The organism is Streptomyces sp. NPDC056734, from assembly GCF_042790455.1.
Lineage (GTDB): Bacteria > Actinomycetota > Actinomycetes > Streptomycetales > Streptomycetaceae > Streptomyces.
The window spans coordinates 42144-60183 of the sequence record NZ_JBHTZD010000030.1 but is presented as its reverse complement, the minus strand read 5'-3'; the positions used below and the strand labels follow the sequence as shown (position 1 = coordinate 60183).

General features: G+C 72.3%; 12 protein-coding genes. 5 read left to right on the top strand and 7 right to left on the bottom strand.

All coding sequences use genetic code 11. From position 1 onward, the window contains the following. The first annotated feature begins 424 nt into the window (after window positions 1–424). On the top strand, window positions 425–1141 hold the full coding sequence (locus ACFRFC_RS33455) for an NPP1 family protein (protein ID WP_382692545.1): 717 nt from the start codon (window positions 425–427) through the stop codon (window positions 1139–1141). A 100-nt stretch (window positions 1142–1241) separates the two neighbouring features. Here ACFRFC_RS33455 and ACFRFC_RS33450 read toward each other — a convergent pair whose 3' ends face one another. The 3 genes from ACFRFC_RS33450 to ACFRFC_RS33440 form a co-directional block, all read right to left on the bottom strand. After that, window positions 1242–3380, bottom strand: a complete 2139-nt coding sequence (locus tag ACFRFC_RS33450) for a ThuA domain-containing protein (RefSeq protein ID WP_382692489.1) — start codon at window positions 3378–3380, stop codon at window positions 1242–1244. A 4-nt stretch (window positions 3381–3384) separates the two neighbouring features. Beyond that, entirely contained in the window at window positions 3385–6258 is a 2874-nt protein-coding gene (locus ACFRFC_RS33445; protein WP_382692490.1) for a carbohydrate-binding protein, read from the bottom strand. Window positions 6259–6924: 666 nt separating this feature from the next. After that, a complete protein-coding gene (locus ACFRFC_RS33440) occupies window positions 6925–8214 on the bottom strand; it encodes an ROK family protein (RefSeq protein WP_382692491.1) in 1290 nt (429 codons plus the stop codon). 561 nt (window positions 8215–8775) lie between these two features. Between ACFRFC_RS33440 and ACFRFC_RS33435 the strand changes: the two genes are divergently transcribed. The 3 genes from ACFRFC_RS33435 to ACFRFC_RS33425 all read left to right on the top strand — a co-directional run bounded on the left by ACFRFC_RS33435 (window position 8776) and on the right by ACFRFC_RS33425 (window position 11737). Continuing rightward, complete coding sequence (locus tag ACFRFC_RS33435; RefSeq protein ID WP_382692492.1) at window positions 8776–9270, top strand: FBP domain-containing protein; 495 nt, start codon at window positions 8776–8778, stop codon at window positions 9268–9270. Between the two features lie 94 nt (window positions 9271–9364). Further along, a complete protein-coding gene (locus tag ACFRFC_RS33430; RefSeq protein WP_382692493.1) occupies window positions 9365–10642 on the top strand; it encodes an aromatic acid exporter family protein in 1278 nt (425 codons plus the stop codon). A 60-nt stretch (window positions 10643–10702) separates the two neighbouring features. Beyond that, a complete protein-coding gene (locus ACFRFC_RS33425; RefSeq protein ID WP_382692494.1) occupies window positions 10703–11737 on the top strand; it encodes a hypothetical protein in 1035 nt (344 codons plus the stop codon). 742 nt (window positions 11738–12479) lie between these two features. Here ACFRFC_RS33425 and ACFRFC_RS33420 read toward each other — a convergent pair. From ACFRFC_RS33420 to ACFRFC_RS33405, 4 genes are all read right to left on the bottom strand, one after another. Next, window positions 12480–13208, bottom strand: a complete 729-nt coding sequence (locus ACFRFC_RS33420; protein WP_382692495.1) for a DUF2470 domain-containing protein — start codon at window positions 13206–13208, stop codon at window positions 12480–12482. A 305-nt stretch (window positions 13209–13513) separates the two neighbouring features. Next, window positions 13514–14314, bottom strand: a complete 801-nt coding sequence (locus ACFRFC_RS33415; RefSeq protein ID WP_382692547.1) for a pentapeptide repeat-containing protein — start codon at window positions 14312–14314, stop codon at window positions 13514–13516. Window positions 14315–14551: 237 nt separating this feature from the next. Continuing rightward, window positions 14552–15295: a PIG-L deacetylase family protein gene (locus ACFRFC_RS33410; RefSeq protein ID WP_382692496.1), complete on the bottom strand. Its 744-nt coding sequence runs from the start codon at window positions 15293–15295 to the stop codon at window positions 14552–14554. A 41-nt stretch (window positions 15296–15336) separates the two neighbouring features. Beyond that, window positions 15337–16638, bottom strand: coding sequence for an alpha/beta fold hydrolase (locus tag ACFRFC_RS33405; RefSeq protein WP_382692497.1), 1302 nt, complete (start codon window positions 16636–16638; stop codon window positions 15337–15339). Between the two features lie 373 nt (window positions 16639–17011). On the opposite strand from ACFRFC_RS33405, the gene ACFRFC_RS33400 reads away from it, so the two are divergent. Beyond that, window positions 17012–17767 (top strand): (Fe-S)-binding protein, encoded by a 756-nt coding sequence (locus tag ACFRFC_RS33400; protein ID WP_382692498.1) that lies wholly within the window; start codon window positions 17012–17014, stop codon window positions 17765–17767. The last annotated feature ends 273 nt before the right edge of the window (window positions 17768–18040 follow it).

Sequence of the window (18040 nt, the reverse complement as noted above, 5' to 3'; positions counted from 1 at the left end):
AAGGGACCTGGGCCCGGTAAGGGACCTGGGCCCGGTAAGGGACCTGGGCCCGGTAAGGGACCTGGGCCCGGTAGGGAGCCTGACTTCTACGGGGCCGGTGGCGCCGCCCGTCCACACCCGACGGCGGCCCACCTCCCCCACCGCCTCCCCCCACCCCCGACCCCGCGGCGGGCCCTCCGCGTCGACCACCGCGTGAACGCCGTGTGTGACCCCGAGGGACGCCAAGTGCCGTCTCCTTCCGAGTCATTGACGCCGCCGAAGCGCGCCTGGGATGGTCTGGACCTGAAATGACCGAGCGCAACCTGTGTCTCGTTCGGAGTCAGGAGTCGACGTGCGCAACCCGCTGTCCCCCACCAGAGGTTCCGGCACCACTTCCCCCACTCGTGTCCGGCGCCGTTCCGTGGTCGCCGCCGTACTCGGCGCGATGGCCCTGGTCGTCGCGCTGCCCGCCCAGGCCCAGGCGAATGTGCTGACCCTGCTGCCCCAGAACGCCGGCGGTCTGGATCAGACCTTCTCCCCCGCCTACGACTACGACGGTGACGGCTGCTACGCCACCGCCGCGATAGGCGCGGACGGCACCATCAATCCCGGTCTGCCGCTCGGCGGCGATGTCAACGGCAAGTGCCATGACCCCGCCCAGCTCGCCAACGCCAACACCTACTCGCGCGCCAAGTGCAACAACGGCTGGTGCGCGGTGATGTACGCGAGCTACTTCGAGAAGGACCAGGTGACCCTCGGTCCGGCCGCGATCGGTCACACCCATGACTGGGAACACGTCGTGGTGTGGATCAGCAACAACGAGGTGCAGTACGTGTCGGTGTCCCAGCACGCGACGTACCAGGTGGCCGCCCGCTCGGCGATCCGCTTCGACGGCACCCACCCGAAGATCGTCTACCACAAGGACGGGGCCTCGACCCACTGCTTCCGCTTCGCCAACACCAATGACGAACCGGCGGAGAACGCCACCGGCAACTGGTTCTACCCGCGTCTGGTCGGCTGGGACGGCTACCCGGAGGGCTACCGCGACAAGCTCGTGAACGCCAACTTCGGCTCCGCCTCCCTGAAGATCAAGGACGGCGACTTCGAGTGGCAGCTCGACTACTCGAAGCCCGCGGGCATCGCCTTCGACGCGTACGCCTGACCTGCCGTGCACCGGCGGCCGGAAGTCCCGAGGGGCTTCCGGCCGCCGGCCTGTCAGGGCACAGGGATCTCAGGGCACGGGGATCTCACGGCACAGGGATCTACTGGAAACGGCCCACCCAGTAGGCCGTGCGGTCGAGGTAGGCGGTCTCCGCCGCGGTCCCCGTCAGTCCATAGGCGCCGTTGTAGGTCTGATAGCCCTGTCCGGCGGGCGGGGTGGAGTCGGCGGGCTCGATGGAGCTGCCCTCGTGCCACTCGTTGAACGAGGTCACCGAGACCCAGGTCGGATTGCCGCCGATCGCCGGGTCCAGGGCGTTGTTCCACTGCCGGTCGTAGGCGGCGCCGTTGGCACGGGCCACGGTGGGGGTGGTGTTGCCGGGGACGGCCCGGTCGTCGATGTAGCCCGGGGCGACGGACGGGGACCAGATCAGGCCGTTGGCGCTCGCGTAGTCCCCGGCCTGCTTCCAGCCGGGGGCGGTGGCGCCCGCGATCCCGTCGTAGGTGTACATGCCGGAGAAGTGCGCGATCTTGGTGGTGTCGGTGGTCTGGGCGAGCACGATGCTGGAGCCGGTGACCTGGTCCAGGGCGGTCCAGTCGGTGATGTTCAGGCTCTGGAAGACGTAGTACGCGCCCTTGCCGCCATGGTCGGCGGAGCGGTAGAAGGCCGGGTGGCTGCCGTAGGTGCTGTTGAGGTACTGGATGTCGGCGACCGTGGAGGCGGCGGTACGGCCCGCGTACGGCTCCAGGTGCCAGGCGACCTCGATGCCCCGCTCCTGGGCCGCGTCGAGCACGCCCTGGATGAGCTGGTCCTCGTAACTGCCGCGGCCCCACCAGCTGTAGACGATCACTCCCGCGCCGGAGCGGGCGACCCACTCCATGTGCTGGGCGACGGCGCCGTCGAAGTCGCCGGAGTCATAGGCGCCGAGGGTCGGGTAGAGGTCGGCGCCGATGTCGTCGGGCGGGGTGTTGCCGCCTTGCTGCCAGTGGCGAAAGCTGCCGTTGACGGCGGGGCTGCCGTACCACGGGTAGTAGAAGAGATGGACGTCGTCGGAGAGGGCCTGGGTGGCGGGCTGGGTGCCGAGGCTGAAGGTGTCGACGTCGAAGAGGGCTCCGGCGCCGCCGGTGAAGCGCAGGAAGAGCGGTCCGGTGGCGGTGCCGGTGAGGGTGGTGGAGACGGTGGTGAAGGTCTCCCAGCCGCCGGTCACCGGGACCGCGACCGAGCCCAGCAGGGTGCCGGTGGCCGAGCCGGAGCGGACCTCGATGGTGCCGCCCGCGCCCGCCGAGGAGACCTTCGCGGTGAAGGAGGTGGCGCCGGTCGTGGAGACGGCCGAGTAGCCCGCCCAGTCGCCATTGTCGATGTGGCCGAGGGTCCGGCCGCCGCTGGCCGGGGTGTGGTTGGCCGCCTGGACGCCGAAGGACGAGGTGTACGACTCGCCCTCGATCACTCCGGTGCCCGCCGGGGGCGCGCAGTTGGCGGTGACCTGTCCGGCCGCGTAGCGCAGTCCGCCGAGCAGCAGGGAGCGGAAGGCGGGGTCGGCGTAGGTCTCGATGGTGTGGCCGAGGCCGGTGTAGAAGGAGCGGCCCTGGCCCTGGCTGTGGCACCAGGTGATGGGGTGGTCGGTGCCCATGGAGCCGCCGGTGTAGCTGGTCTCGTCCAGGGTCTGCAGGACGTGCACGTTGGGGCGGGGGTTGGCGCGGTAGTTGTACCACTCGTCGCTGCGGGTCCAGGTGGCGCCCAGGTGCGAGGTGGCCGGGTGGGTGCGGTCCTCGTTGCGGATGGTGGCCGACTGGATCGCGGGGTGGCTCTGGAACCAGGCGCCGACGAGCTGTCCGTAGTAGGGCCAGTCGTACTCGGTGTCGGCGGCGGCGTGCACGCCGAGGTAGCCGCCGCCGGAGTCGATGTAGGACTGGAAGGCGGTCTGCTGGGTGGCGTTGAGGACATCGCCGGTGGTGTTGAGGAACACCACGGCCTCGTAGGTCGCGAGGTTGGCGGTGGTGAACGCGGCGGCGTCCTCGGTGGCGGTGACGGAGAAGTCGTTCTGGGTGCCGAGAGTGTTCAAGGTGCTGAGGCCGGTGGGGATCGCGTCGTGGCGGAATCCGGCGGTCTTGGAGAACACCAGGACGTCGAAGGTGGCGGCGTGCGCGGTGGTGGCCGGGGCGATCAGCGCGCCCAGCAGGGCCAGGGTCAGGACCGTGGTGAGGCGGCGCAGATTGCTGGTCAGTCGGGTCAGCCGGGTCACAGGGTCACCCCTTTCGGGTCGTGGAGTTGAGGGAGGCCGTGCCCAGGGAGAAGGTGTCGATGTCGAACAGGGCGCCCGCGCCGCCGGTGAAGGTGAGGAACAGCGGCCCTGTGCCGGTGCCGTTGAGGGTGGTGGAGACGGTGGTGAAGGTCTCCCAGCCGCCGGTCACCGGGACCGCCACCGAGCCGAGCACCGGCCCGGTCTGCGAGCCGGAGCGGATCGTGACGGTGCCGCCCGCGCCCGCGGAGGAGACCCGGGCGGTGAAGGAGGTGGCGCCGGTCGTGGAGACGGCGGAGTAGCCCGCCCAGTCGCCATTGTCGATGTGGCCGAGGGTGTAGCCGCCGCTCGCCGGGGCGTGCGCGGCGGCCTGGACGCCGAAGGAGGAGCTGTATGTCTCCGCCTCCCGGGGCGTGGCGGTGATGCCGCTGGTGAGGGTGAAGGCGTCGACGTCGAAGAGGTTGCCCTGACCGGTCGTGCCGCGGAACACCAGATACAGGTCGGTGGTCCCGGCGGGTGCCCCGGTCAGATTGGCGGTGACGTCGGTGAAGGTCTCCCAGCCGCCGGTCACCGGCACGGTGGCGGTGCCGAGCAGGGTGCCGGTCGCGGAACCGGCGCGGATCTCGATCCGGCCGCCGACGCCCCCTGAGGAGACCCGGGCGGTGAACGTGGTGGCGCCCGCGAGGGCGTACGGCGTGAAGGAGACCCAGTCGCCGTCGTCGGTGAAGCCGACGGTCTTGCCGCCCTCGGCCGGGGCGTGGTCGGCGATCTGGATGCCGGACTGGGCGGTGAAGTGCTCGCCCTGGCGGTGCCGCGGCTGGAGGGTGCGCAGGGAGTGGGTGGTCAGCCCGGCCGTGTCGGTGTACTCGGCGTCGAAGACCCCGTAGAGGTTGGCGGCGCTGTCGTGCTCACCGTCGGCGGGCACGGTGATGGTGCCCTCGCAGCCGGTGGAGGAGGTGATGGCGTGGGTGTGGGCGTCATGGCCGAGGAGATAGGTGACCTTGACCTTGGAACAGTCGATGGTGCCGTCCTCCGGGTCGGAGACCTGCACCTTGAAGGGCACGGTGTCGCCGAAGGAGAACAACTGCCCGTTCAGTGGCTGTTGCAGGGTCACCGTGGGCGCGGTGTTGCCGGCCGTGACCACCAGGCTGGCGGTGCCGGTGAGCCCTTGTGGGTCGCGGACGGTGAGGGTGGGGTGATAGGTGCCCGCGGTGGTGTACGTGTGGCTGGGGTTGGCCTGGGTGGAGGTGGCTCCGTCGCCGAAGTTCCAGGAGTAGGTGAGCGCGCCGCCCTCGGGGTCGGAGCTGCCCGCCGAGGAGAACTGGACGGCGAGCGGCAGCGCGCCGGAGGTGCGGTCGGCGGTCGCCCGGGCGATGGGGTTGCGGTTGGCGCCGCCGATGTACTCGATGCGGTACAGGCCCGCGTTGTTGCTGCCCGTGCCGTAGTCCAGGACGTAGAGCGCGCCGTCGGGGCCGAAGTCGGAGTCCATCACCTGTGTGCCGTTCCAGGGGACGTCCTCGATGACTCCGTAGGTGCCGTCGCTCTTGACCTCGATGGCCTTGATCCACTGGCGGCCGTACTCGGCGGCGAAGTAGCGGCCGTCGAGGGACTGGGGGAACTTGACGGCCGAGGTGGAGTTCGGGTCGTAGCGGTAGACCTCGCCGCCCATCGGGGACTCGGAGCCGCTGCCGAACTCGGGCGGGGAGCCTTCCAGGCCGTACTTGATCCAGCTCGCCTTGGCGGGCGGCAGGGTGGTCTGGCCGGTGTTGCGGAAGGAGTTGTTGGTGGGTCCGGTCGCGCAGTTGTACTTGGCGGCGGCGGGGCCGCTCGGGAAGGTGTACTCGTTGTACGTCTCGGCGGTCGTGTTGGTTCCCGTGCAGTACGGCCAGCCGTAGTTTCCGGGTGAGGTGATGCGGTTGAACTCGACCTGGCCGCCGGGGCCCCGGTTGGTGTCGGTGCCGCCCGCGTCGGGGCCGTAGTCGCCGAGGTAGACCGTGCCGGTGGCGCGGTCCACGGACATCCGGAAGGGGTTGCGGAAGCCCATCGCGTAGATCTCGGGCCGGGTGTTCGCCGTGCCCGGTGCGAAGAGGTTGCCGGCCGGGACGGTGTAGCCGCCGGCCGCGGTGGGCTTGATCCGCAGCAGCTTGCCGCGCAGGTCGTTGGTGTTGCCGGAGGAGCGCTGGGCGTCGAACTGCGGGTTGCGGTCGGTGCGTTCGTCGATCGGTGTGTAGCCGGAGGAGTCGAACGGGTTGGTGTCGTCGCCGGTGGTCAGATAGAGGTTCCCGGCGGCGTCGAAGTCGATGTCCCCGCCGACGTGGCAGCACTGGCCGCGGTCGTTGGGCACTTGGAGGACGATCTTCTCGCTGGCCATGTCCAGGGTGCCGTCGGCGAGCAGGGTGAACCGGGACAGATTGAGGTGGCCCTTCCAGACCTCGAAGTCGGCGGCGGTGCCGGTGGTGGGGGCGTCGCCGGCCGGGGTGGTCAGCTTCGGTGAGTAGTAGACGTACACGTACCGGTTGGTGGCGAAGGCGGGGTCGGCGGCGATCCCCTGGAGGCCCTCCTCGTCGTGTGTGTAGACGTCGAGCTTCCCGGCCTGCTTGGTGTTTCCGGCCGGGTCGGTGAGGCGGATCGTGCCGTCGCGGGCGGTGTGCAGGACCGAGCGGTCCGGCAGCACGGCCAGGGACATCGGCTGACCCACCTCGGCGGCTCCGGTGGCGAGCTGGACCTGCTGGTAGTCGGCGGCCGGGAGGTCCGCCGCGACCACGGACGCCGTGCTGGCGTGGGGGGCCGTACCGGCCGCGGGAGCCGCGGTGACGGCTCCGGCCAGGACGAGCGCGAGCGCAGTGAGCGTTCTCAGCCCTGCGCGAGGGCGCCATTGCATGAAGGTTCGTCCTTCCTGACGGTGGGGGATGTCAGGCAAGGCGCGCGCCGGCCGCGCTTGCCGGGTGCTGGAGCGGGGCTCGGACACGGAACGGCCGAGTCCGGGAGGTGTGCGGTGCGTGGTGGTGCGGGGCGTGGTGATTGCGGTGGTGGGGTGCGGGCGATTGCGGTGATGCGGTGCGCGGTAATTGCAGTGCGCACCTAAGGAATTGCAGATGCCTGCGAACCCTTTGCATGCTGTTGGGCACCCGGCCATTTGTCAAGAGCCTGTCAAAATTGGGTTACGGGCGATGGCATCCGGCCGGGAGGAGGGGACCGGACCGGGTGCGGGTGGGGGGTGCGGGGCGCTGCGCGGGGCGGGGCGGGGCGGGGCGGGGCGGGCGGCCGAGCGGGGTGGTGCGGGCCGCTGCGCGGGACGATTCGACGCAGGTGGCCGTACGAGACGGCCCGGCGCGGGCGGCGCAGTGCAGGTGACCCGGCACAGGTGGCCGCACGAGACGACCCGGTGCAGGGGGCGCAGTGCAGGTGACCCGGCACAGGCAGCCACGCGGGACGGCCCCGTACGGGCGGCGCAGTGCAGGTGACCCAGTACGGGTGGCCGCGCGGGCTGCTCAGCGCGGGTGTCTCAGCCCAGGCGCCTCAGCGTGGGCGGCTCGGCGCAGGCGCCTCAGTGTGGGGCGCGTTCCTCCAGGACTGCCTGCCAGGCGGGGGCCGGGCCCTCGGGTGTGGGCTCGGGGCGTCGTCCGCCGCGGGCGAAGAAGTCGGCCAGCGGCAGGATCGCGGCGCCGACGGTCACCGCGTCCGGCCCGAGCAGGCCGAGTTCCACGGTCACCTTCTGCGCCGGGTGCTTCAGGGCGTACGACATGGCGTGGCGGCGAACGTCGGGCAGGAACCGGGGGCCGAGCTGGAGGCCGGCCCAGCCGCCGATCAGGATCCGCTCGGGCTGGAAGAGGTTGATCAGGTCGGAGAGCCCGGCGCCCAGGTACTCGGCGGTCTCCTCCAGCACCCCGAGGGCGACGGGGTCGGGCTCGGTGCCCTCGGGTGGGTAGGCGGCGGCGAGCATGGCGGTGAGGGTGGTCTCCTCGTCGGTGCCCCGGGGCGGCCGGCCGCCGGCCTCGCGCCAGCGCTCCAGCAGTGACTCGGCGCCCGCGTACGCCTCCAGGCAGCCGAGCGCGCCGCAGCGGCAGCGGCGTCCGCGCACCCGGACCGTCAGATGCCCCCACTCGACGGCCCGGCCGTTGTCCGCGTCCGGGGTGACCAGACAGGCGCCGACGCCGGAGCCGAAGAGCACGACAACCGCGTTGTGGGCGCCGCGTCCGCCGCCGAACCACATCTCGGCCTGGCCCAGGGTCTTGGCGCCGTTGTCGATGAAGTAGCGGACGGCGACGGGCAGCTGGGAGCCCTCGCGGAGCAGTTCCTCCAGCGGGACCGCGTCCCAGCCGATGGTCTGGCCGTGTACGACCGCGCCGCGCTCCGGGGTGCGCTCGACGATGCCGGGGACGCCTATGCCGACGCCGAGCAGCTGCTCGGGGGCGATGCCCGCGGCGCCGATCACCTCGGAGATGCCGTCGCGGATGTGGCCGACGATGACGTCCACGTCGTAGCGCTGGGGTTCCAGGGGGCGTTCGGTGCGGGCGAGTTCGGTGAGCGCGAGGTCGAACAGCTCGACGCGGACGCGGGTCTCGCCGACGTCGACGCCGATCATGTGGCCGCTGCGGGGCGAGACCCGCAGCAGGGTGCGGGGCCGGCCGCCGTCGGAGTCGACGCTGCCGGCCTCCTCCACCAGTTCGTCCCCGACCAGGTCGGCGACGACATTGCTGATCGAGCCGGAGCTGAGACCCGTGGCGGGGCCGAGTTCGAAGCGGCTGAGGGGGCCGTCGAAGTACAGCCGTTGCAGCACGGCCGTGCGGTTGGCCCGCCTCAGGTCCCGTACCGTGCGCCCGTTCCGCCCCGTCATGTGGCCCCTTCCGCCCTGTGTCCGACCTGTAACATACCTCTCGCATTGGCCTTGCCGCGACCTTTCCCGAACCCTTAATTCATGTAATGAGCGAAGCGGGGGCCGACTCGGCGTCGTGGCGGGTACGGGCGGCTTTCTGTGGATTTGCTTTGCGGCCCCGTCACAGCGTAGTGAAACGCCCGGTATGCGGGGGCCCGTCCAGACAATCACCGCGAGAGGGTACCGGCCCGTCGCGGGCGGGGGCGCCGGATCACGACGACGGTGCCGGGTCGGACCACGGGGGGTGAACCGGGGTGAACCCCACCCGGCCCAGGCCGCGTTCGTGGAGCGCGACGGGTTCCCGTGCGGCCTCCGCACCTCGGGCAGATCGTGTCCGCGGTCGGCCTGCTCGCCGAGGGACCGGATGCCGCCGGAGACGCACACCGCCCGGTCACCCCGGACCGGCTGCCGCACGGGTGACCCGGAAAACCCGTTGGCCCCCGCCTCCCGCCGCTTCCTACCATGGGCCGGTTCCCAGAGGGTCTGGGCGATGGTCCAGGTGACCGATGGTGGGAGGCACCCGTGCGTTCGCTCGGCGAGCAGGACATCCGCGGCTCGTTCATCAACTGCTCCAAGGGTGAGGCCAAGCGGCTGGCCGTCCCCCGCGATCTCGGCGAGCGGCCCTGGCAGGAGCTGGATTTCCTGGGCTGGCGGGACCCCGGGGCGCCCGACCGCAGCTATCTGGTGGCCGAGCGGGACGGCGGGCCGGTGGGCGTGGCGCTGCGCTTCCCCGCCGCCCAGCGGGGCTTTCTGCATCGGAGCATGTGCTCGGTGTGTCTGACCACCCATCGCGGTGGCGGGGTCTCCCTGATGACCGCGCGGAAGGCCGGCGCCGCCGGGCGGGAGGGCAACTCGGTCGGGCTGTACATGTGCACCGACCTCGCCTGTTCCCTGTACCTGCGGGGCCGGAAGGTCCCGGACAGCGGGGCCCGCTTCGAGGAGAGCCTCACCCTGGAGGAACAGATCGAGCGGGCCGAGCGGAATCTGTTCGCCTTCCTGGACAAGCTGACCACCTGACACATCCCTCCCCACTCCCCCTTTTCACCCCTTCCATCCCGAATGCACCCTCTGTCACGTTCATCACGGGCGGTCGGCGGGAACAGGGCAAGGGATGCGAGACCTAAGGGAGTGGACGCGGGGCGTCCGGGAGCAGGGTTCCCGGGCCGTCCGGAAGGTATGGCGGTGGAGCCGGGATCCGGTGATCGTGCAGATGCTGCGGTCCACCGCCGCGGCGACCATCGCGTACGTCATCGCCCTGCGGCTGAGCCCCGAGGCCAGACCGCTCACCGCGCCGCTGACCGCGCTGCTGGTCGTCCAGGTCACCCTGTACTCCACGCTCACCACCAGCATCCGCCGGGTCAACTCGGTGGTCGCGGGCGTGCTCGTGGCGGTCGGCTTCAGTCTGCTGGTGGGGCTGACCTGGTGGAGCCTCGCGCTGGTGATCATCGCGTCGCTGGCGGTGGGGCATCTGGTGCGGGTCGACGAGTTCGTACCCGAGGTGGCGATCAGCGCCATGCTGGTGCTCGGCGTGACCGCCGTGGACGACACGGCCTGGGTGCGAGTGGTGGAGACACTGATCGGCGCGGTCGTCGGCCTCGCCTGCAACCTGCTGCTCGCGCCGCCGGTCTGGGTGGACGAGGCGGGCGCGTCCATCGAGGAGCTGGCCCGGCGGGTACGGCAGCTGATGCTGCGGGTCGGCGAGGAGGCCTCCGGGCACACCCCGGCCCTGGAGGCGGCGCGGCAGCTGCACGAGGCACGCCGCCTCGATCACGACATCAGCGGGGTGGACGCCGATCTGCGACAAGCCGAGGACAGTCTGCGGCTCAATCCGCGGGTCCGGGAGGGGCTGCTGCACCGGATCGTGCTGCGCACCGGCCTGGACACGCTGGAGATCTGCACGGTCGTGCTGCGGGTGATCGCCCGTACTCTCACCGATCTGGCCAAGGAGCGCGAGCCGGAGCCGCTGTTCCCGGCGGACACGGGCGCGGTCGTGGAGCAGTTGCTGTCGGAGGTCGCCGACGCGGTGGTGAGCTTCGCGGTGCTGGTCACGACCAGTGTCAGCGTGAGCGCCGAGTCGGCGGAGGAGCGGCTCGCCGCCGAACTCCGCCAGGCCGCCGCGACCCGTGACGCACTGTCCCGGCTGCTCCTCGCCCAGGTGCGGCGCGACGCCCGGCAGTGGCAGCTGTACGGCGCGATCCTCGCCGAGACCACCCGGATCATCGACGAGCTGGACACCGAGCACCGCACCCGCCGGCTGTTCGAGGAACTGGACCGGCACTCACGCGAGCAGCGCGAACGCCGGCCCCGGCTGACCCGGCTGCGGGACCGGGCCCGGGTGTCGCGGCGCGTCGTGCGGAACCGGGCGGCGGCCTCCCGGCGTTCTCTGTGAAGAACGTGACGCGGGCCGCGCCCGCGGCAGGGCACGAGCGACCTACAGGGGGCTTCGCCGATGACGAGCGGGACGGTACGGATCGACGGGAACACGCTGCGGCTGCCGGGCGGTGCGGCGGTGCAGTTCATCCGCACCCTGCGGCTGCCCGAGACGGGCACGCACGCGCTGCCGCCGGGCCTGGGCCGCTTCCCGGTCCGTCGGGTCACGGACTATCCGTCCACCGCGCCCGCCGAGTGGCTGGCACGCGGCGGGGTGATGCTGCCGGTGTATCTGCGCGAGGCGATGTGGCTGAGCTTCGCCGGCACCACGGAGCCCGCCGCGCTCCAGGTCGGCGTGGGCAAGGTGTGCGCGGTCTCGGGCAAACCGTGGAGCGACCGGCTGGTCCGGCAGCCCCAGAACTACGTGGTGCTGCCCCGCCAGCCCTGGCTGGACGGCATCAACTCCGGCAAGGGCACGGTCCGCCAGTTCGTCGCGGTGCCGCTGGGCCTCGGCGCGACCGTCGAGGGGCAGGTCACCGGCGAGGAGGTGTGGGGCGGCCTCCAGCTCCAGTCCTTCGCGCTGGGCGACCGGGCGCTGGCGGACTGGCGCGAGAAGCAGCGGCGGCTGGCCGCGGAGCGGCGGGCCGCCGATTTCGAGCTGGCCGACCTGAGCCCTGCGGCGATGCCCATGGCGGCCGCGGCCCCCGGCGCCGCCCGGTCCCGGCAGCGCGGCGCGGCGATGGGGCTCGGCGTCGGTGGCTCGATGCGCCAGGAGGTGTACCGCGACGACCGCCCGCTGTCGGACTGGGCCGAGGAAGCGTCGGGGCGGGTCTTCGTGCATCTGGTGACGCCGCCGGAGTGGCGCCGGATCACCGGCGAGGCCCCGCCGCCGTCCCCGGTGGACCGCGCGGCCTACACGCGCGCGGGGCTGCCCTGGTTCGACTACTACGACGACCAGGGCGAGGATCTGGCACCGACGGCCCCGCTCACCGAGGTGAAGCCGGTCGGCGACTGGCTCGGCACCGACCACGAGCCTTGGCAGGAGCCGGCCCCCCAGCAGATCAAGCCCCTGGGGGACTTGCCGGGGAAGGCGGTGCAGGACGGGGCGTGGTGAGGGGGGTGGGTGACGGGGGGGGTGAGTGACGGGGCTGGGGCGGGGGTGAGTGACGGGGCTGGGGCGGGGTCCGGTGAGGGGGCCAGCCGACGGGGGTGAGGGCTGGGGTCCGTTGACGGGGGCGCGGGCTGCGTCTGACTGTGTGTCGGCGCCGAGTGAGGGGGCGAGGGTCGGGCCTGGCGGCGGGGCGCCTGGCAGTGGGGCGAGGGCTGGGTCTGAGGGCGCATCGGCGTCCGGGCGTGGGTGTGGGTCCCGCGCCGGTTCGAGGCTTCGGGCTCGGGCTGTGCGTCCGCGTGCCCGGCCGGGGGCCGCCCCCGGCTGCGGCGCCGCCGCACACCCGCCCCCGGCTGTGCGTCCCCCGCCCCCGAGCGACCGGCATTCGGTGTAGCGGGGCGATCAGCTCCCGCCACTCAGCGCCTCCCGCCCTACACGACCGGCATCCCCTTCCTGGGGCCACGCATGGCTCCCTCGGTCGGGCCACACCCGCGCGGGCGTGCCGCCTTGAGAGCCGCCACCTTGAGTGCCGCAGGTCGGCCCGCACGCGCGCGGGCATGTCCAGGAGTACGAGATCGGCGTACCCTCCGCGCCAAGTCGGCCCGTACGCGCGCGGGCGGGCCGAGAACGGCCTGACCGGCACCCGGCTGGCGGCAGTGGCCCCGCGCGTGTACGGGCCGACCGGCACCGGCACCGGCGACCCCGCCAGCTCCTCAACAACGGGCGCGCACCCGCAGACACACCCTCGTCACCCGTCCCCGTCCGTCCGCTGTCGCTGGAGCGCCGGGCGGGAGCAGGCGGCGGAACCGGCCTGGGCGAGCAGGACATGCATGCGCTCGGTGAGCTGGGCGACGGTGTCTGCGGGGGTGTGGAAGGGCAGGCGTACGTCGCCGTGGGCCCGGCTGCGTTCGATGCGCAGGGTCAGTCCGTGGCGGTCGACGGCGAGCGGCTGGACGCGGACCGCGCCCAGGAGGCTCTCGGCCTCCACGAGCCGGGTGAGCCGTTCGACGGCGTCGGGGTGGGCGTCGGCGAGGTGCGTGAGCAACCGGGCCTCGGCGGTGGCGAGCGGATCGGGCGTGGCGGCGGCGAACTCGTCGAGGTCGACGACCTCCGCGCCGGACGCCTGGTGCAGCACCACCCGCGTCGCCTGGAAGACGAGATGGCCGTCCACGGAGGAGAACCAGCCGGCCAGCCAGAGCCGGGCGCGGATCCGGTTGCGTACGGGAACGGGGGCCACGTCGGCGAACTCCAGCACGGCGGACGGCTCCCCGCGCGGGGCGCAGATCGCGGTGGCCGGCAACGCGCTGTCCTCCGGCACACGCAGCAGCACCCGGCCGTCCTCGGCGGTGTCGTGCGCGCCGACCAACTCCTCCCGGCCACCGTCCGCGGTCACCGCGCACGACCATGCGGCGGCGAGCACCGACCGCGCGCGTTCCGCCGCGCCGGGCGCGGCCGTCCAGGTCTGGCTCTCACCCATCCGATCCTCCTAAGGTTAGGCTTGCCTAACTTAGCGGACTTCGGGGCGTGCGCCAACCACATCCACCAGGCTTCACAGGTTGGTGACATGACGGCCGGGGCGTCACCGCCCGCTGCCGACGGCGTACGAGAGGACCGCTTAGAGGACCGCGCCCCGGCAGCGCCCGCGCGCACAGCTCCGGTACCTGCTCCCGCGTCAGCTCCGGCGAGCGGGCAGGGCGATCCGCTGGACCCGCTGCGGCAACGGCCCACCCGCAGACCGGTGAGCGGCTCTCCGCCGAGAATGTCCGGCGACAGCGCCCCCGGTCACCCGGTCGCCCAGTGACCCGGCCGGGTGACCGACCCCGGCAGCCGCGTCCCGGCGTTGCCACGGGCCGCGTTCACCTGCGGCTGGGTGAGGAAGAAGGCGCCGGTCAGATCGGCGTCCGAGAGGTCGGTGTCGCGCAGGTCGGCGCCGATGAAGTCCGCGCCGCGCAGATCCGCGCCGGTGAGGTCGGCGGCGATGAGATAGGTGCCGCGCAGATTCGCGCCGCGCAGGTCGGCGTCCGTCAGGCGGGCGCCGATCAGGTCGGCTCCGCGCCGGTCGGGGCCCCGCCGCCCCGCGCGGGCCAGTTCACTGGTGCGCAGCAGCAAGGCGCTGACCCGCTGCCGGTGGGCGGCCACGTCGAGGGCGGCGAGTTCCTCCGGGGTGCCGTGGGTGAGCCGCCGGGTGTGCTCCAGGGCGTGGCGCAGCTTCGGGTGGACAGGGCGGGCGGCGGGGAGGGTGAGGGCCTCGGTGAGGTACCGGAGCAGCTCATGGAGCTGGCGGACGACCGGGAAGACATCGAGCATCCGGCGGGCCCGCTCGGGTGGGCCGGTGCGCCAGTCGACGCCGCCGAAGACGACCTGCGAGACGTGCTGCCCGGCGCCGAAGCAGTCGTACACCGTGCAGCCGGGGTAGCCGCGCTCGCGCAGCCGGGCGTGAATGCCGCAGCGGTGGTCGTCGCCCAGGTTGGGGCACGGCGTCCCGGCGGGCTTGTCGCGCGCGAAGTCGGCGGAGGCGGTGAAGGGGAGGGCGACACAGCACAGCCCGAAGCAGTTCGCGCAGTCGCCGCGCAGCACGGTCAGGCCGGCCGCGTCTGCCCGTCCACTCGTATCTGCCCGTCCACTCGTATCTGCCCGTTCACTCGGATCTACCCGTCCAGCCGGATCTACCCGTCCAACTGCATCTTCTGGTCCAGCCGGGTCAGCCGCGTGGGCTGATCGATCTCGCATGCTGTCCACCCTAATGACCTGCGCGAACGGGTGACGCGCCCACCCTGCGCCACCGGCGGCACGCAACGCCCGCCGTCGGGTGGGCCGCGCTCATCGGGCGAACAGCTCGAAGGACACCGCCGGTCGGCCGCCGAAGCACGGGGCGGTGTCCGCCGCGAACCCGGTGAGCAGCTCACGGACGTACGTCTCCGGCTCGGTGTCGGTCAAGGTCTCGATGTAGCTGCGGTGGGCGAGCAGCGAGCGTACGGCCCGCTCCATGCCGTCGGTGGCGTCCACGGCGTGGGTGGGGGAACTGGATCCGGCGACGGCGACCCAGCGCACGCCGTTCCACGGTTCGAGGCCCTGCTCGGTGAGTTCCGGGAAGATCCAGCGGTTCCCGGCGTCGGCCGCCGCGTCGAGCGTGGCCCGGCCGACGGCCACATGGTCGGGGGTGTTCCAGTGGACACCGGCCCAGGTGTCACGGTGGTTGAGGGTGATGACCAGCTCGGGGCGGTGGCGTCGGATCGCGGCGGCGATGTCGCGGCGCAGCGCGATGCCGTACTCGATCACCCCGTCGCGGTGGTCCAGGAACTCCACCGTCGACACTCCGACCCCGGCCGCGCTCGCCCGCTGCTCACGTTCGCGCAGCGGCGCGGCCCGCGCGGGCTCCAGGGTGTCCATCCCCGCCTCGCCCCGGGTCGCCAGGACGTAGGACACCTCGCGTCCGCCGTCCGTCCAGCGCGCGACGGCCGCCGCGCACCCGTACTCCAGGTCGTCCGGGTGCGCGACCACCGCGAGGGCACACCGCCAGTCCTCGGGCATGGGCTCAAGCTGGGTGATCGTCGGCTCGCTCATGCCGGAAGACTAATCGGCACGCCCCAGGGGAGCGCGGGCGTTCACACCTCGTCCCGGGCCAGCCCCAGCAGCCGGTCCAGCACGCGGGGCCCGCCGACCCGTACGCCGTCGTGTTCGAACTCGTCGGTGATCCAGGTGCGCAGGCCCCGGATCGTGCGGGCGGTGGCCAGCGCGTGGGTGGTGTCGACGTACATGTCGTCGTGGTAGACGGCGGCGGCGACCGGGACCTCGTTGGCGGCGAGCCGATCGGCGTCGTACAGGGGGCGCCAGCCGGTGCGGGCGGCGAGGAGTTCGGCGGTCTCGCGCAGCGGGCGCAGCGCCGGGTCGCAGTCGAACATCCAGGGGTGCACGGACTCGCCGGTGAACAGCAGCGGTCCGTCGCCCGCGAGCGTCTTGGCCGCGTCGAACTGCGGGAACTCGGCGCGCACCCGCTCCGCGGACCAGTCGGTGGGCCGGTCGTCCTGGCCGTAGATGGCCTCGTGGACCAGCGCGTAGAGAGGGTGGCCCGCGTAGGAGAGCAGGGCCTGGACGTCTTCCTGGAAGGCGTCGGACAGGGCGCTGCCCTGCGGGGTGCGGACGAAGGCGTGTTCGAGGAGGTGGTGCAGCCGGTGGCTGCCGTCGCCGCCGCCGAGCAGGATGCCGAGGGACTGGAACGCCTCGACGGTGAGCCGGTAGCCGCCCGGCAGCACCACGTCGTGGCCGAGCAGATGGTCGGCGATCCGGCGGGCGCGCTCGATGTCCTGCGGGTAGCGGGCGTAGTGCGCGGCGACCTTGCGTTCGATGCGCGGGTAGGCCGCCCGGTAGACGTCGTCGGCGTGGGCGTCGAGGGAGGGCAGGCCGCCGGTGATCACCGCGGTGCTCAGGCCCTCGGGCGCGGTGGACAGATAGTGCACGGCGCAGAAGCCGCCGAAGCTCTGGCCGAGGACGGCCCAGGGCCTGCCGCCGGTCAGTTCGCGGCGGATCAGTTCGCAGTCGCGCACGATCGCGTCGGCGCGGAAGTGGGCGAGGTAGTCGGCCTGTTCGGCGGGGCCGCCGCGCAGTGGGAGGGTCTGGCGGTTGGCGGGGGTGGAGTGGCCGGTGCCGCGCTGGTCCAGGAGCAGGACGCGGTACTCCTTCAGGGCGCGCTCCAGCCACGCCTGCTTTCCGATGAAACGGTTCGCCCCGAAGCCGGGGCCGCCCTGGAGGAAGACCAGCCACGGCAGGTCCCGGCCCGCCCTGTCCCCGGCGACGACCTCGCGGGCGTAGACCTCGATGGTCTCGCCGCCGGGGGCGTCGTGGTCGAGGGGCACGGTGAAACGGCGGTCGGTGAGGACGACGCCTGGCTGGCGGTAGCTGACGCTCAACGGGTCTCCCGGTACGGACGAGGTTCGTGGTTCGTGGCCGCGTCCCAGTTCAGCACACCCGGGTGGGGTGGGGGGAGAGCGGGGATCATGACAACAGGCTGAATGGCCGGTCAGCCGGGGCCGGGGCGGGTCGAGGGCGTGCCGGGGCGTGCCTGGGGCAACTGGTCGGCTGGTCGGCTGGGTACGGGCGTGCCGGGGCGGCAGTCGGTCAGCCGGTCCGCGAGTCCAGGGCACGCCACGGGCATACCCGGACATCCATCCCGACAGCGGCCCGCGTCCGCCCCTCCCCCGCCTCCCCCATTACGCTGATCCCCGCACAGCTGACCCTGCTATACATCCGAGCTATCCATCCGATGAACCACTAGGAGCCGCGATGCGTGTCGCCCTGTTCCTGACCTGCGTCAACGACACGCTGTACCCGGACACCGGCCGCGCGGTGGTGAAACTACTGACCAGGCTGGGGGTCGAGGTCGACTTCCCGATGGCGCAGACCTGCTGCGGACAGGCCCACTACAACACCGGATACCGGCATGAGGCCGAGCCGCTGGCCCGGCATTTCTCCGATGTTTTCGGGGAGTACGAGGCGATCGTGACGCCGTCGGGCTCCTGCGGGGCGATGGTCCGGGAGCTGTACCCGCGGATGGGCGAACGGGCCCGGGCGGAGGGGCGTGGCGGCGGGCTGGCGACCCTGCTGGAGACGGTCGTACCGAAGACGTACGAGCTGACCGAGTTCCTGGTGGATGTGCTGGGGGTGACGGACGTCGGGGCGTACTACCCCCACCGGGTGACCTATCACCCGACCTGCCACGGGCTGCGTTCGCTGGGCCTCGGGGACCGGCCGCTGCGGCTGCTGCGGGCGGTGAAGGGGCTGGACCTGGTGGAGCTGCCGGGCGCGGAGGAGTGCTGCGGCTTCGGCGGCACGTTCGCGTTGAAGAACGCGGACGTGTCGGCGGCGATGGGCACGGACAAGGTGCGCCATGCCGAGTCGACGGGCGCGCAGGTGCTGTGCGCGGCCGACAACTCCTGTCTGCTGCATCTCGGCGGCACCATGACCCGGCTGGGCGCGGAGCTGCGGCCGGTGCACCTGGCGGAGATCCTGGCGAGCACGGAGGAGGAACCGGCAGGATGAACGGGCATGAGACGGACGGCCCGGCCTTCGGACACGGGGAAGTCGGCCCGGCCCTCCCACACGAGAGAGTCGGACCGACTCTCGGGCACGGGGAAGTCGGACCGACTCTCGAACACGGGGAAGTCGGACCGACTCTCGAACACGGGGAAGTCGGACCGACTCTCGGACACGGGGAAGTCGGACCGACTCTCGGACACGGGGAAGTCGGACCGACTCTCGGGCACGGGGAAGTCGGACCGGCGCGCGAACGAGGAGCAGCCCGCCGGACGAGCG

Excerpts from the sequence above, each read along its gene's own strand:
- ACFRFC_RS33455 (WP_382692545.1), top strand. The coding sequence starts at position 425 with ATGGCCCTGGTCGTCGCGCTGCCCGCCCAGGCCCAGGCGAATGTGCTG.
- ACFRFC_RS33445 (WP_382692490.1), bottom strand. The coding sequence starts at position 6,258 with ATGCAATGGCGCCCTCGCGCAGGGCTGAGAACGCTCACTGCGCTCGCG.
- ACFRFC_RS33440 (WP_382692491.1), bottom strand. The coding sequence starts at position 8,214 with ATGACGGGGCGGAACGGGCGCACGGTACGGGACCTGAGGCGGGCCAAC.
- ACFRFC_RS33430 (WP_382692493.1), top strand. The coding sequence starts at position 9,365 with ATGCGAGACCTAAGGGAGTGGACGCGGGGCGTCCGGGAGCAGGGTTCC.
- ACFRFC_RS33425 (WP_382692494.1), top strand. The coding sequence starts at position 10,703 with ATGACGAGCGGGACGGTACGGATCGACGGGAACACGCTGCGGCTGCCG.
- ACFRFC_RS33420 (WP_382692495.1), bottom strand. The coding sequence starts at position 13,208 with ATGGGTGAGAGCCAGACCTGGACGGCCGCGCCCGGCGCGGCGGAACGC.
- ACFRFC_RS33410 (WP_382692496.1), bottom strand. The coding sequence starts at position 15,295 with ATGAGCGAGCCGACGATCACCCAGCTTGAGCCCATGCCCGAGGACTGG.
- ACFRFC_RS33400 (WP_382692498.1), top strand. The coding sequence starts at position 17,012 with ATGCGTGTCGCCCTGTTCCTGACCTGCGTCAACGACACGCTGTACCCG.